The sequence below is a fragment of the Flavobacterium selenitireducens genome (genome assembly GCF_014748335.1).
In the GTDB taxonomy this organism is placed as follows: domain Bacteria; phylum Bacteroidota; class Bacteroidia; order Flavobacteriales; family Flavobacteriaceae; genus Flavobacterium; species Flavobacterium selenitireducens.
This window is the reverse complement of record NZ_JAAVIY010000007.1, coordinates 135,834-148,953: the sequence shown is the minus strand read 5'-3', so window position 1 is coordinate 148,953 and position 13,120 is coordinate 135,834. Positions and strand designations below refer to the sequence as shown.

The 13,120-nt window shown below is 47.7% G+C and carries 12 protein-coding genes; 2 read left to right on the top strand and 10 right to left on the bottom strand.

Annotation, left to right across the window (positions count from 1 at the left end):
* Positions 1 to 47: 47 nt before the first annotated feature.
* The 6 genes from dtd to HC229_RS11855 form a co-directional block, all read right to left on the bottom strand.
* The gene (gene dtd, locus HC229_RS11880; protein WP_191020710.1) at positions 48 to 500 is read right to left on the bottom strand and encodes a D-aminoacyl-tRNA deacylase; all 453 of its coding nucleotides are present in this window, start codon (positions 498 to 500) and stop codon (positions 48 to 50) included.
* Positions 497 to 1,471, bottom strand: coding sequence for a ribosome small subunit-dependent GTPase A (rsgA, locus tag HC229_RS11875; RefSeq protein ID WP_191020709.1), 975 nt, complete (start codon positions 1,469 to 1,471; stop codon positions 497 to 499). The genes dtd and rsgA overlap by 4 nt, the downstream gene beginning before the upstream one ends.
* A gap of 131 nt (positions 1,472 to 1,602) precedes the next feature.
* Positions 1,603 to 2,685, bottom strand: a complete 1,083-nt coding sequence (locus HC229_RS11870) for a chorismate mutase (RefSeq protein WP_191020708.1) — start codon at positions 2,683 to 2,685, stop codon at positions 1,603 to 1,605.
* Between the two features lie 929 nt (positions 2,686 to 3,614).
* A complete protein-coding gene (locus HC229_RS11865; protein ID WP_191020707.1) occupies positions 3,615 to 4,766 on the bottom strand; it encodes a pyridoxal phosphate-dependent aminotransferase in 1,152 nt (383 codons plus the stop codon).
* A 100-nt stretch (positions 4,767 to 4,866) separates the two neighbouring features.
* A complete protein-coding gene (locus HC229_RS11860) occupies positions 4,867 to 5,697 on the bottom strand; it encodes a prephenate dehydratase (protein ID WP_191020706.1) in 831 nt (276 codons plus the stop codon).
* A gap of 341 nt (positions 5,698 to 6,038) precedes the next feature.
* The gene (locus tag HC229_RS11855; protein WP_191020705.1) at positions 6,039 to 6,962 is read right to left on the bottom strand and encodes a M28 family metallopeptidase; all 924 of its coding nucleotides are present in this window, start codon (positions 6,960 to 6,962) and stop codon (positions 6,039 to 6,041) included.
* Positions 6,963 to 7,035: 73 nt separating this feature from the next.
* Here HC229_RS11855 and gldA point away from each other — a divergent pair, with 73 nt between their 5' ends.
* A complete protein-coding gene (gene gldA, locus HC229_RS11850; protein WP_191020704.1) occupies positions 7,036 to 7,935 on the top strand; it encodes a gliding motility-associated ABC transporter ATP-binding subunit GldA in 900 nt (299 codons plus the stop codon).
* Between the two features lie 63 nt (positions 7,936 to 7,998).
* Here the strand turns inward: gldA and HC229_RS11845 are convergent, their stop codons facing one another.
* Entirely contained in the window at positions 7,999 to 8,397 is a 399-nt protein-coding gene (locus HC229_RS11845; RefSeq protein ID WP_191020703.1) for a Fur family transcriptional regulator, read from the bottom strand.
* A gap of 161 nt (positions 8,398 to 8,558) precedes the next feature.
* Between HC229_RS11845 and HC229_RS11840 the strand changes: the two genes are divergently transcribed.
* A complete protein-coding gene (locus HC229_RS11840; protein ID WP_191020702.1) occupies positions 8,559 to 9,467 on the top strand; it encodes an NAD(P)/FAD-dependent oxidoreductase in 909 nt (302 codons plus the stop codon).
* Here the strand turns inward: HC229_RS11840 and HC229_RS11835 are convergent, their stop codons facing one another.
* From HC229_RS11835 to metF, 3 genes are all read right to left on the bottom strand, one after another.
* A complete protein-coding gene (locus tag HC229_RS11835) occupies positions 9,468 to 10,208 on the bottom strand; it encodes a head GIN domain-containing protein (protein ID WP_191020701.1) in 741 nt (246 codons plus the stop codon). It abuts the gene before it with no gap.
* Between the two features lies 1 nt (position 10,209).
* Positions 10,210 to 11,361 carry an acyloxyacyl hydrolase gene (locus HC229_RS11830; RefSeq protein WP_223845595.1) on the bottom strand — a complete coding sequence of 384 codons (1,152 nt, stop codon included), beginning with the start codon at positions 11,359 to 11,361 and terminating at the stop codon, positions 10,210 to 10,212.
* A gap of 101 nt (positions 11,362 to 11,462) precedes the next feature.
* Positions 11,463 to 12,419, bottom strand: a complete 957-nt coding sequence (metF, locus tag HC229_RS11825) for a methylenetetrahydrofolate reductase [NAD(P)H] (RefSeq protein WP_191020700.1) — start codon at positions 12,417 to 12,419, stop codon at positions 11,463 to 11,465.
* Positions 12,420 to 13,120: the final 701 nt, after the last annotated feature.

Sequence of the window (13,120 nt, the reverse complement as noted above, 5' to 3'; positions counted from 1 at the left end):
TTGTGGTAGCCGCAAAAGTAATGGAATTTGCGGAATATCAACTTAATTTATTCGCGCTTTCTCGAGTCGATGAGAATCGTCACCGGACCGTCGTTGAGCAACCTGACTTTCATGTCTGCCCCGAATTCTCCCGTTTGGATTTGGCGGCCTGTCTCTGCGTGAAGTTTGGATACGAAACGCTCGTAAAGAGGGATCGCGATCTCCGGTCTGGCGGCCTTGATATAAGAAGGACGATTGCCTTTTTTGGTAAGGGCGTGTAGCGTGAATTGGCTTACGACGATAATGTCGCCCGAGATATCTTGAACGCTTAGGTTCATAACGCCGTCGGAATCCCCGAAGATGCGCAGGTTCGCGATTTTGGGTGCCAGCCAGTCAATGTCTTCGTCCCCGTCAGCGTCTTCTATGCCAACCAAAACTAAAAGACCGGTTTGAATGTCGGCGACGATTTGTTCATTTATGGTTACCGATGCTTCGGAAACGCGTTGCACCACAATCCTCATTCTTCCTGATCGTTTATGGCGCGCTCGTCCTCGAAATCGTTTGTGCGATAGTGCTCGTCCTCTCCGTCGAGGATCTGGATATAGCTGCGGTAACGCGACCAGGCGATCTCGTCGTTTTCCAACGCCGCCTTTACCGCGCAATGTGGTTCGTCCCTATGCAGGCAATTATTGAATTTGCAGTCTTGCTTCAAAGCGAAAAATTCCGGGAAATAATCCCCTATCTCGCTCTTTTCCATATCGATGATACCAAAACCACGAATGCCGGGCGTGTCGATGATGCTCGCCTCAAACGACAAATCGAACATTTCGGCGAATGTTGTGGTATGCTGACCTTGCTGGTGTTGCAACGAAATTTCTTTTGTCTTGAGGTCGAGATTCGGTTCGACGGCGTTGACGAGTGTCGATTTCCCAACGCCCGAATGCCCGGAGAACATACTCGTCTTGCCTTCCATCATTGCCTTGAGTTTGTCGATTCCCGTACCTTCTTTTGCCGAAACACGCAGGCAGTCGTAACCGATATTGGAATAGACGTGCTGCATGTAAAGTTGCTCGTCCCGCATCGCCTCGTCGAACGTGTCGATTTTGTTGAAGACCAAAACCGCTTTGATGTCGTAGGCTTCGGCCGTGACCAAAAACCGGTCGATGAAACTCGTCGTCGTAGGCGGATTGTTGATCGTCACGATCAGGAAAACCTGGTCGACATTCGACGCTATGATGTGGATCTGCTTGGACAGGTTGACCGATTTGCGCACGATGTAATTCTCCCGATCGTGAATGTTGGTAATCACGCCGCGAACCTCATCGGTACTTTTATCGATGTCATAATCGACCACATCGCCCACGGCAACCGGATTGGTGCTTCGGATACCCGAAATGCGCAACTTCCCTTTTATCCTGCAATCGAGAAATTCTCCCGATTCGGTCTTGATCGTGTACCAGCTTCCGGTGGATTTGTAGACGGTTCCTGTCATTTGGCTAAATTAGCGAATTAGCGAATGAGACAATTAGCGAATGTCCAAAATCAGTAAAAAACTTATACCCGGTATTGGTACAGAAAAAAACATCCAATTATTTTCAATTCGCTAATTGACACTTTCGCTAATTAACCATTAATCACCCTCTCCTGGTGCGTGATGCTTTCCTGGTGGATCGCCTTGAAAATTTTTAGGACGAAATCTTCGGTCAGGCCTTTCGAGGAACCTTCTGAAATCATCTTGTCGAGAATTTCGTTCCAGCGTTTGTTTTGCAAAATCGCGACGTTCTTCTCTTTTTTGAGCGCCCCGATCTCGTCAGCGACCTTCATGCGACCGCCCAGGATTTCCAAAAGTTTGGTGTCCGCTTCATCTATTTTGGTGCGCAATTTTGCCATTTTAAAATTGAAATCGTCCTCCGCAATCGTCATTTCGCGCATCTTGAGATCGATGAACATTTGCTTGAGCGCAGTTGGCGTGACCTGTTGGGCCGCGTCGCTCCAGGCGTTGTCCGGATCAATATGGGTTTCGATGATGAGCCCGTCAAAGTTGAGATCGAGCGCCTGCTGGGCGACGTCCTTGACCATGTCGCGGCGACCGGTGATGTGGGACGGATCGTTTATCAGTGGCAAATCAGGGAAACGCGATTGCAGTTCAATCGGAAGCTGCCACTCGGGAATGTTGCGGTATTTGGTTTTTTCGTAAGTCGAAAAGCCCCTGTGGATTGCGCCGAGATTTCGGATTCCGGCGTTGTAAAGCCGTTCGATCCCGCCAATCCAAAGCGCGAGGTCAGGATTCACCGGATTTTTTACGAGCACGATCTTGTCCGTGCCTTGGAGCGCATCGGCAATTTCCTGGACGGCAAACGGATTCACCGTCGTCCGTGCCCCGATCCACAACACGTCGATATCGTGCTCCAATGCCAGTTTTACGTGTGTGGCGTTGGCAACTTCCACGGCCATCGGCAAACCGGTTTCGGCTTTGGCTTTTTGCAGCCATTTGAGTCCGATCGCGCCGACGCCTTCGAATCCGCCGGGTCGCGTGCGCGGTTTCCAGATTCCGGCGCGGTAAAACGACACGTCGGAATCTTTGAGCTCGCGCGCGATCTGCATGACTTGTTCTTCGGTTTCAGCCGAACACGGGCCGGCGATCACGAGCGGATGGTTCAAATTCAGGGCATCGAGCCAGTTTCTAAGGGATTTATCGTTTTCCATTTTAGTCTTTTTGATATTCATTTTTCGTTTCGCCGCGAATTTGCGGTTGCGATTGTTTCTTATCGTTATTCTTTTTTTCTTTGCCGCGGATTGGAGGATTCTTTGGATTTCCCTCGGGCTTCATATCCGTTAAATCCGCAAATCCGCGGCAAACATCAGTTCGCTTTTTTTAAGTCGCTTTAGAATTTCGGATTCTTTCATCGCGGATTAACGGGTTTTTTGGATTCCTTTCTGTCGTTATGCCAATTCTTTAGCCGCGAATTTGCGAATTGGTGGTTGCGATTGCTTCTTATCGTTATTCTTTTTTTCTTTGCCGCGGATTGGAGGATTCTTTGGATTTCTCTCGAGCTTCATATCCGTTAAATCCGCAAATCCGCGGCAAGAATCAGTTCTCTTTTATTAAGTCGCTTTAGAATTTCTTATTTTGGATTATTTCCTATTGTTATGCCTATTCTTTTAGCCGCGAATTCGCGAATTGGTGGTTGCGATTGCTTCTTATCGTTATTCTTATTTCTTTGCCGCGGATTGAAGGATTTTTGGATTTCCCTCGAGCTTCATATCCGTTAAATCCGCAAATCCGCGGCAAAAATCAGTTCTCTTTTTTTAAGTCGCTTTAGAATTTTTCGGATTGTTTCATCGCGGATTGATGGTTTTTTTGGATTGCTTCCTATTGCTATACCTAATCTTTTTTGCCGCGAATTCACGAATTTTCGGTCTTAATTACTTTTTATCGCTATTCTTATTTTCTCTGCCGCGGATTAAAGGATTCTTTGGATTGCTTCCTGTCGTTATCTTTAGCCGCGAATTTGCGAATTGGTGGTTGCGATTGCTTCTTATCGTTATTCTTTTTTTCTTTGCCGCGGATTGGAGGATTCTTTGGATTTCTCTCGAGCTCTAAATCTTTTAAATCCGCGGCAGAAATCAGTTCGTCACTTTTCAAATCGCTTCAAAACTTCGCGGATTTTCTGTTCCGGCAGGCAAAGCGAAAATCTAATATATCGTTCCCCATTGCTTCCGAATATCTTTCCGGGCGTGATGAAAACGTGCTTCTTATACAACAGTTCGTCGACGAAAACCTCCGCGTCCGCAATGGAATCGGGCAATTTCGCCCATACGAACATTCCAACGGAATTCCTGTCGTACGAACACCCGAGCAAATCGGCTAACTCAAAAATCAGCTCGCGTCTCCTGCCGTAGATCTCATTTTGCCTGGCGAACCACGACGTATCGGATTTCAAGGCTGCGACCGCGCCTTTCTGAATGCCGTAAAACATGCCCGAATCCATATTGCTTTTTACTTTGAGCACCGCGTCGATACACGTTTTGTTTCCGATGACGAACCCGACGCGCCAACCCGACAAATTGAACGTTTTGGACAGCGAATTCAGTTCCAAAGCTACGCCTTTTGCGCCGTCTGCTTCGAAAATCGAGATCGGATAGTCGTTCAGGACGAAGCTGTACGGATTGTCGTTCACGAGCAAAATCGAATGCTTTTTGGCAAATGCGACCAATTTCCGCAACAAGTCCAAATTTCCTTTTGCGCCCGTGGGCATGTGCGGATAATTGGCCCACATGATTTTTACCTTTGACAGATCTTGTTTTTCCAATGCGTCAAAATCCGGTTCCCAATTCGTTTCCTGCGTCAAATCGTAAAGCTTCGGAATCGCCCCGACCAAATCCGTCACCGATGTATATGTCGGATAACCGGGATTCGGGATAAGCACCTCATCGCCTTCATCGAGAACTGCCAGCGAAATGTGCAAAATGCCTTCTTTGGAACCCATCAACGGCAGGATTTCGGAATTAAAATCCGCATCGATCCGAAACTGATTTTTGTAAAAATCCGAAATCGCCTTTCGCAGCTCCGGCAAACCTTGATAGCTCTGGTATTGATGCGCACCCGGTTCATCGACCGCACTTTTAATGGCGGAAATCACCTCATCGGATGGCGGCAAATCAGGGCTTCCGACTCCCATGTTTATTACCGGATTTCCGGCCGCCATCAACTCCCGAACCTCCCGCAACTTCTGCGAAAAGTAGTATTCCTCGACCCTGTTCAGTCTATTTGCTGTTCGTATCATTGTCGAAACCTTAAAATTTGTTACGCGGTCGCTCTTCAACGTGTACCTGTCGCCACGCAGTAATGCACAAACACATCGTAATTATTCATTATTAATTGTCTCATCGAACGCCCGCCTTGTATTCTCCCAACACCTTAAAATGTGTCGTCATGAGTTCCAGGATTTTCTTTGCCTTCTCGTAATGTTTGTACTTCTCGAACACCACATCTACGAAAAACGAGTACTGAAAAGGCGTCTCTATAATCGGCATCGACTGGATTTTGGTGAGATTCAATTTGGACGTCGTCATCATATTCAAGACCGACGCCAACGCGCCCGGCATGTCGTCGAGCTCGAACTTTATCGAGGCCTTGTTGATTTCTTCTTTCGGAATGACCTTGTTCTGCGTTTTGACGATCACGAAACGCGTCATATTGCTTTTTACCGTGTGGATTGCCGGCGCTAAAATCTCCAAACCGTACATAGGCGCTGCTTTCGGGCCCGCGACGGCGGCGATTCCCGTCAGATTTTGTTCCTTGATGCGTTGGGCCGTCTCGGCAGTGTCGCCGCTTTCCACCAATTTGATGTGCGGATACTGGGCGAAGAAAACTGCGCATTGCAACAACGCTATCGGATGCGAATGCACCTCGTTGATGTCCTCGATTTTTTGCCCCGGAAGCGCCATTAAATTCATGTGGATGTTGAGATAATGCTCGCCGATGATGTGCAGATCGTTTTTGTCGATGAGCGCGTAGTTCGGTATGATCGAACCCGCAATCGAGTTTTCTAGCGCCATGACGCCTTTTTGGGCGCGATTCTCCTTTAGCGAACGCACGAGCGACTCGAACGACATGCATTCGTCAAGCGCACTTTCGCCGAAATATTCCCCGGCAACCTGATGGTGGAACGAGCCTTTTATCCCTTGTATCGCTATCGTCAGAGCAGTTTCCATAACAGATGAATTTAAGCAAAAAAAAAATCCCGACTGTGGGTCGGGATCGTATCGTGTTCTGAATTAATAATCAACTAGAGCAACTACACAGCAATCCCGATTCCTTGCGGAAATAAAAGAAATTGCTAAAATAAAACCAGTTGTTTTGCATTGTGTACTTGCTTCGTCGGCTAAAGTAGAAAAAAAAGTTTCCGCTCACAAAGCGTTTTGAAATTTTTGTGAATATCGGATTTTGGGGCTCGTAATTTGTGCAATCGTCAATTTAATCATGCATCATTTGATCGTTCATTCATTGTCAAGTCGACACAACAGCTCCATCGCCAAATTATCTAATCATCTAATTATCTAATTACCTCAACCCGCGTCGGCGTCTCCTTCCCGCTTATGATGCTTTCCGCACTTACCGCGATCGACTTGATGATTTCAGTCATGTTGGCCATGTCGAGCGTGCCGACCTCATCGCTTGCTTTGTGATAGTTGGGCTCGTCGTCCATTTTGGAAGTCGAAATAGTGTGGGCGGGAACGCCGAGTGCCGCCAACGTGGCATTGTCTGATCTATAGAACAATTTCATTTCCGGATAAGGATCGGGCTCGAAACGAAATTTGCTTCCCTTGAGATTCTTCTGCAATATCTTGCCGAAATCCGATTTTTCAAAACCGGTTATGTAAGCGGAATTTTTGCCCCATTTGCTTTCGGTTCCAATCATTTCGATGTTGAACATAGCGACGACTTTGTCCGGGTTTATCGACTCCGAAAAGTGGCGCGACCCGAAACCACCGATTTCCTCTGCGGTAAACGCCACGAATACCAACGTGCGCTCGTTCCCTCCTTTTTGCTTGTAATGCTTTGCGAGCGCAATGACAGCCGTCACACCCGAAGCGTCGTCATTGGCACCGTTGAAAATCCTGTCGTCTCCTGAACCCTTCACGCCCAAATGATCGTAGTGAGCCGAAAAAACGACGAATTCATCGGCTTTGGATTTTCCCGGAATAACTGCAATGACGTTGTTGGCCGGCTTTCCTTTTATCGCGAATTCCTGTCGATAGGTTTTCAGGTCGCCGTAAAATCGAAGCCCGATGTTTTTAAATTCGGATTCGATGAACTGCGACGCCTTTTCGATCCCGGGTTCAAAGACCTTTCGCCCTTCCATTTCGTCCGAAGCCAGTACGGTTTCGATGCGCGTGACTTCTTTTTGGCTGATTTCCGACTTTTGCGCGATCGCCGCCACGCCGAGAAATAATATCGGCAACAAAACTTTTTTCATACTTGTCCGTTTAGATGCTAAATATAGCAACCAAAAATAATTATTGGTTTACATTTGCGATAAATCCCGAGATATGTCCATCGAAGTCAGCAATATCACCAAAATGTACGGCAGCCAGAAGGCGCTCGACAACGTTTCGTTTTCCATCAAAAAAGGGGAAATCGTGGGTTTTTTGGGTCCGAACGGGGCCGGAAAATCGACGTTGATGAAAATCCTGACGACGTATCTAAATGCGGATTCGGGTTCGGCAGCGGTCAACGGTTTCGATGTGTCGTCTGACGAAAAGTCGGTCCAGAAATCGGTTGGCTATCTGCCGGAGCACAATCCGTTGTATCTCGATTTGTACGTACGCGAGTATCTTGGCTTCAACGCCGATGTCTATAAGGTTGGGAAAAATCGCATTGAAGAAGTGATCCAGCTTACCGGCCTCGCATCCGAAAGCCATAAAAAAATCGGGCAACTTTCCAAAGGTTACCGCCAACGCGTCGGGCTTGCCAATGCGCTTTTGCACGATCCGGAAGTGCTGATTCTCGACGAACCCACGACCGGGCTCGATCCGAACCAATTGGTCGAGATCCGCAGCGTCATCAGGAATGCCGGGAAAGACAAAACCGTTTTTCTTTCGACGCATATCATGCAGGAAGTCGAGGCGATATGCGACCGTGTGATCATCATCGACCACGGACAAATCAAGGCGGACAACAAATTGTCGAAGATCAAGGAAGTCGCCCAACAGGTCATTGAAGTAGAATTCGACAAGGCCGTCGCCCAGGATGTCATCGATACCATTCCCAACCTGCATTATTCAAAACGCATTTCGGACAAAAACTGGGAACTGACGTTCGTAAAAGATAGCGATATGCGTCCGGCAATTTTCGATTTTGCCCAGGAAAATGGGTTGAAAACACTTCAGATCGCCCAACAAAACCGTAACCTCGAAACGGCTTTCAGGGAAATGACGACAAAAAAGTAAACGAACCGCGATTTGCTGCGGTACGTCCCTTTTAAAATTTGATTCGGCAATTCCGTTATACTATCATCGTTGCTGTGCCCCGGTTTGTTCCCGGCAGTTGGCGCAACAACCCGATATCACGCCGTTAAAGTGGTGAGGCTCGTAACCATTTGGCAGTTTGATTTCGACTTCGGATACCAAACATTCCATTTCGCCGCATTTCAAACATCGGAAGTGAAAATGGTTGTGCTGGTGCTTTTTCTCGCCGCAGTTGACGCAAACCGCAAAGTACTGTTTCCCGTCGTCACCAACGATTTTATGGACGATGCCATCATCCCAAAAGCTGTTCAACACCCGATAAATCGTGGCGCGATCGACCGAGTCGCCAAGTTTTTCATGGAGCGATTCCTGGCTCATGGCCGATTTGGCGGCCTTCAGCGAGTCGAGAACCAATTGTTTCGACTTGGTGTTGCGCTTGTTCATGAGGCAAAGATAAAAAATATTATTGCGACATCATCGCATTAGTGTATTTTTGCGTTACATTTGTCAGCGTGATTTTCAGATCGAGCCCCGTCATTTTTAAAAATATCGTTGTTCGCCAGACTCATTTCCAATAACCTGATATCTTTTTTAAATCTCTTGTAATGCCAAAACCCATCCTCTTCGACGTTATCATTATCGGCGGCAGTTACGCCGGACTTTCGGCAGCTATGGCGCTGGGCCGTTCCCTAAGGCGCGTCCTGGTCATCGACAGCGGGACTCCCTGCAATGCGCAAACGCCTCATTCGCACAATTTCGTGACGCACGACGGGACGCCTCCGGCCGAAATCGCGCGCCTGGCCAAACAACAGGTGTCGGAATATCCGAACGTCACATTTGTCTCCGGCCTGGCAACCGAAGTCACGCAAGGGCTTTGCGGATTCGACGTCAAAACCTGGGACGGAGAATACTTCACCTCCCGAAAGCTGTTGTTGGCGACGGGAATCGAGGACATTATGCCCGAGGTCGACGGCGCGTCCGAATGTTGGGGAATCTCGCTGATCCATTGCCCGTATTGCCATGGCTATGAATACAGGAATGAGAAAACGGGAATCCTGGCCAATGGAGAAATGGCTTTTGAGATGGCGCGCCTGGTTTCGAATTGGACGAAAGATTTAACGATTTTTACCGATGGCGATCCCGGATTGACGGCCGATCAAATCGCGAAACTGAATTCGAAAAACATCGAAATCATACACACTGAGGTCGAAGCCCTCATGCACGAATCGGGTTACATGACGTCGGTGGTCTTATCGGATGGCTCAAAAAAAGAGGTAAAGGCAATTTACACGCGCCCTGCGTTTATCCAACAATCGGACATTGCGGAAAAACTCGGATGCGAATTCCAGCCTTCGGGCCACATCAAGGTGGATCCTTTCCAGAAAACGACGATTCCGGGCGTTTACGCGGCAGGCGATAATTGTTTCCAGATGCGATCGGTCCCGAGCTCGGTTTTCGCGGGAAGCCTCGCCGGGTCGATGATCAACAGGGAACTCATCGATGAGGATTTTTGATCAATCGAAGCGCAATCGCCCCGACCAATGCTCGGTGATGTTTACCGTTGGCGGATGGGTTGTGGAAATCAGGTTTCCGGTACTGTAAAGATTGCCGCCGAGACTTTGCACCGCATGGACGATCATGTCGTTCGAGCCGCGGTGAAAAACCTGCACATCGTCGGCCATCAGGCTGCCGGCTTCAAGCCTGCCGACGCCGTCGTAAAAGTTGTAAAGCGCCTGATCTGTTCGTCCGCTAAGGTAAAACGCCGCGACGTGGTTGGCTTCGACGACGACCTGAGCGTTATCGACTTCGATATGGAAATCGCCCGTGCCGACGCCATCGAAGAAATCCATGGAAAAAAGTCGTAAGATCGGATAATGCAGAACGCCGTCGGAGGTGATGTCCTTTTCCGTATTCGAAAAAATTTCTTCTATGTTCGGAGCCGTGACGAAAACTTTGGTTTGTCCGTAAGCCCGAACGAGATTGCAGCCGGAATTGTCTTTGAGCGTCAACCTTCCGTCCGAAACGTCAACCTGCACATCGTCGATCAGGTTAACTCCCGATTGTACCGAAATTTCGTAATCCGGGCCTTCCTTGACGACCAACGCGATTCCGGGAAATACATATATTTTGGTAAAAGGCGTCTGGGAAACGTCTATTTGTCGCGTGGCGGGACTGCCCGTGCTTTTAAAACAAGCGTCCGATGCACCGCAGCCTGCGAGCAAAGCAACCAAAACGATGTATACTAGTTTTTTCATATCAAATCCTTACGCCTATGCCCAATTCGATTGCTTCCGCCCGTCCGCCGTGGGCTTTTAGGGCGACGCCTCCGAAAATGTTCTTTGTGCCGTAATACTTCACGCCAAGTCGTTGGTAAACATCCGATTCATATTTGAATGGTTTGTAAATATAGTATCCGACCTGGGTTTCCACCGACAAGCGGTTGATGAACAGTTCGTGTCCGGCGAACAACCCGATGCGTTTGTAATCGGTATCAGGATCGAGATACGGCCGGTCCGGATAGGCAACGGATGAATATCGGATGAATTCCTTGAGATATTGGGAGAAGAAGATGTCGGTTCCGAGTTGCAACGCGCTTTTGCGCCCTACCCGTTTGTCGACGGCAAGCCCTATGTGGTAAAACGGATGCTGGCCGCTGCCCGTGATCTGGCTCTCGCTCGCGCCCGACCTCAAATACAAACTGTAGCGAAACGGTTCGCGATAGGATTTCTTCGAAAGCGTGTCTCCGGTGCGATATTGCGGCTGTTGCGCATCGAGATTGTAGTTGATCCCGACATTGGCCGCATAGGTGTTGATGCCGCTGTTCGGAGACTTGAAACGCCCGTTTGAAAAATGCGTGAACATCAGCCCGGCCTGCAAGCCGAAACGCCCGACGATATTCTGGCGCTTGAAGTTGAGCAGGAACAGGTTGCTGCTCATCAGGCGCGACCCGAAAGCGTTGTTCTTGAAATTGGTGTGCTTGTCGTAAGGATTCGTCGCATATCCGACGCCTTGGGAAATCCGGAACTGCAAATGGCGATTGAGGAAATAAAAATTGTAGTGAACCGCCAATGCCAGTGCTTCGCCCAAATATTCGTTTTTGAATTCCTGGTATTGGAACGACATGCCGTAATCAGGATAATTGTAGGCTTGTTCCCATTCTTTTGCCCCGAAAGTTTGTCGGTTGACCGAAATCAGGACGCCTTCGGGATGACCGGTTATCAGGTGCGTAATATCGTCGGTATGTTTGTAGACGTTGCCACGAAAATAGGAAACCTCAACGTTCGCAGTCTCATCCGGAAGCTCAAAATTCGGCTTCAGTCCCGCGATGGAATCGGCTGCGACCGACAAATCCTGGGCAAAAGCGATGCAGGAGATCATCAGGAAAAGACACAGGCTGATTGGCTTCATTGGTTAGGGAAAGCGCAAATATAGCAAAGTCGAATGTCGAAAGCCGAAAGTCCTGTGATATTAGCACGAAAAATTCCGGGCATACCGACATTCGCCTTTCGCTAAAAAATCTCCGTCGCGATCGACCTGATATTTTCTGCTTTTCCCATCGAATAATAATGCAACACGGGAATTCCCGCTTTCACTAATTCGCGGCTTTGCTCGATGCACCATTCAATCCCAATTTGCCGGATCGCCTCATTGTCCTTGGCCTTGACGACGGCCATGATAAGATCGTCCGGCAAATCTACCGAGAAGCGATGCGGGATTTGATTGAGTTGTTTTTTGGTCGCGATCGGTTTTAGTCCCGGTATGATGGGAACCGTGATGCCGTTGGCGCGGCATTTGTCCACAAAGGCGAAGAATTTCCTGTTGTCGAAGAACATTTGGGTGACGATATAATCGGCTCCGTTCTTGATTTTTTGCTTGAGGTAATAAATATCCGAATCGAGACTTGGCGCTTCCATATGTTTTTCGGGATAACCCGCCACACCGATGCAAAAGTTCGTCGTGTTGGTGTTTTTCAGATCGTTGTCGAGGTAAATCCCGTTGTTCAGGTTCGATATCTGGGAAACGAGTTCGGTGGCATAATGATGGCCTTCATTTTCAGGCCGGAAGTAAATTTCGGACTTGATCGCGTCTCCACGCAACGCCACTACATTTTCGATCCCGAGGAAATCCAGGTCGATCAGCAGGTTTTCCGTGTCTTCTTTCGTAAAACCTCCGCAAAGCACATGAGGCACGGCATCTACATCGTACTTGTTCTGGATCGCAGCGCAGATCCCAACCGTTCCCGGACGTTTCTTGACGACTTTTTTCTGCAACAAGCCGTTGTCGAGTTCCTTGAATTCGTATTCTTCGCGATGATAGGTCACATCGATGAACGGCGGATCGAATTCCATCAGCGGATCGATCCCGTCGAAAATAGATTGAATATTCTGGCCTTTCAAAGGCGGCAATATCTCAAACGAGAAAAGGGTTTTGCCGTTGGCGTTTTGGATATGTTCGGTTACTTTCATTTATCGATTAGCGAATTTGTCAATTAGCGAATTAGCGAATTCCAACGCCAATCCGGACTCTTTCCTTTAATTACAACTTTATATTTATTTTAAGCGCATTCCTGTTTACACCGATTTTTTCGGTTGACTGTCTAATTAGCGAATTTGTCAATTAGCGAATTAGCGAATGCGAACGCCAATCCGGATTCTTTCATTAATTACATCTCTATATTTACCTTAAGCGCATTCCTGTTTACACCGATTTTTGCGGTTGACTGTCTAATTAGCGAATTTGTCAATTAGCGAATTAGCGAATGCGAACGCCAATCCGGATTCTTTCATTAATTACATCTCTATATTTACCTTAAGCGTATTCCTATTTACACCGATTTTTTCGGTTGACTGTCTAATTAGCGAATTTGTCAATTAGCGAATTAGCGAATGCCAACGCCAATCCGGACTCTTTCCTTTAATTACAACTTTATATTTAGTTTAAGCACATTCCTGTTTACACCGATTTTCTCGGGTTTACTGATTCATTTGCTAATTCGCTAATTCGCTAATTTGCTAATTCTAAAGCTAATCCGGACTCTTTCCTTTAATTACAACTCTATATTTACTTTAAGCGCATTCCTGTTGACACCGATTTTTTCGGGTTTAATGATTCATTTGCTAATTCGCTAATTTGCTAATTCGCTAATTTGCTAATTCTAAAGCTAATC

Excerpts from the sequence above, each read along its gene's own strand:
- dtd (WP_191020710.1), bottom strand. The coding sequence starts at position 500 with ATGAGGATTGTGGTGCAACGCGTTTCCGAAGCATCGGTAACCATAAAT.
- rsgA (WP_191020709.1), bottom strand. The coding sequence starts at position 1,471 with ATGACAGGAACCGTCTACAAATCCACCGGAAGCTGGTACACGATCAAG.
- HC229_RS11870 (WP_191020708.1), bottom strand. The coding sequence starts at position 2,685 with ATGGAAAACGATAAATCCCTTAGAAACTGGCTCGATGCCCTGAATTTG.
- HC229_RS11865 (WP_191020707.1), bottom strand. The coding sequence starts at position 4,766 with ATGATACGAACAGCAAATAGACTGAACAGGGTCGAGGAATACTACTTT.
- HC229_RS11860 (WP_191020706.1), bottom strand. The coding sequence starts at position 5,697 with ATGGAAACTGCTCTGACGATAGCGATACAAGGGATAAAAGGCTCGTTC.
- HC229_RS11855 (WP_191020705.1), bottom strand. The coding sequence starts at position 6,962 with ATGAAAAAAGTTTTGTTGCCGATATTATTTCTCGGCGTGGCGGCGATC.
- gldA (WP_191020704.1), top strand. The coding sequence starts at position 7,036 with ATGTCCATCGAAGTCAGCAATATCACCAAAATGTACGGCAGCCAGAAG.
- HC229_RS11845 (WP_191020703.1), bottom strand. The coding sequence starts at position 8,397 with ATGAACAAGCGCAACACCAAGTCGAAACAATTGGTTCTCGACTCGCTG.
- HC229_RS11840 (WP_191020702.1), top strand. The coding sequence starts at position 8,559 with ATGCCAAAACCCATCCTCTTCGACGTTATCATTATCGGCGGCAGTTAC.
- HC229_RS11835 (WP_191020701.1), bottom strand. The coding sequence starts at position 10,208 with ATGAAAAAACTAGTATACATCGTTTTGGTTGCTTTGCTCGCAGGCTGC.
- HC229_RS11830 (WP_223845595.1), bottom strand. The coding sequence starts at position 11,361 with ATGAAGCCAATCAGCCTGTGTCTTTTCCTGATGATCTCCTGCATCGCT.
- metF (WP_191020700.1), bottom strand. The coding sequence starts at position 12,419 with ATGAAAGTAACCGAACATATCCAAAACGCCAACGGCAAAACCCTTTTC.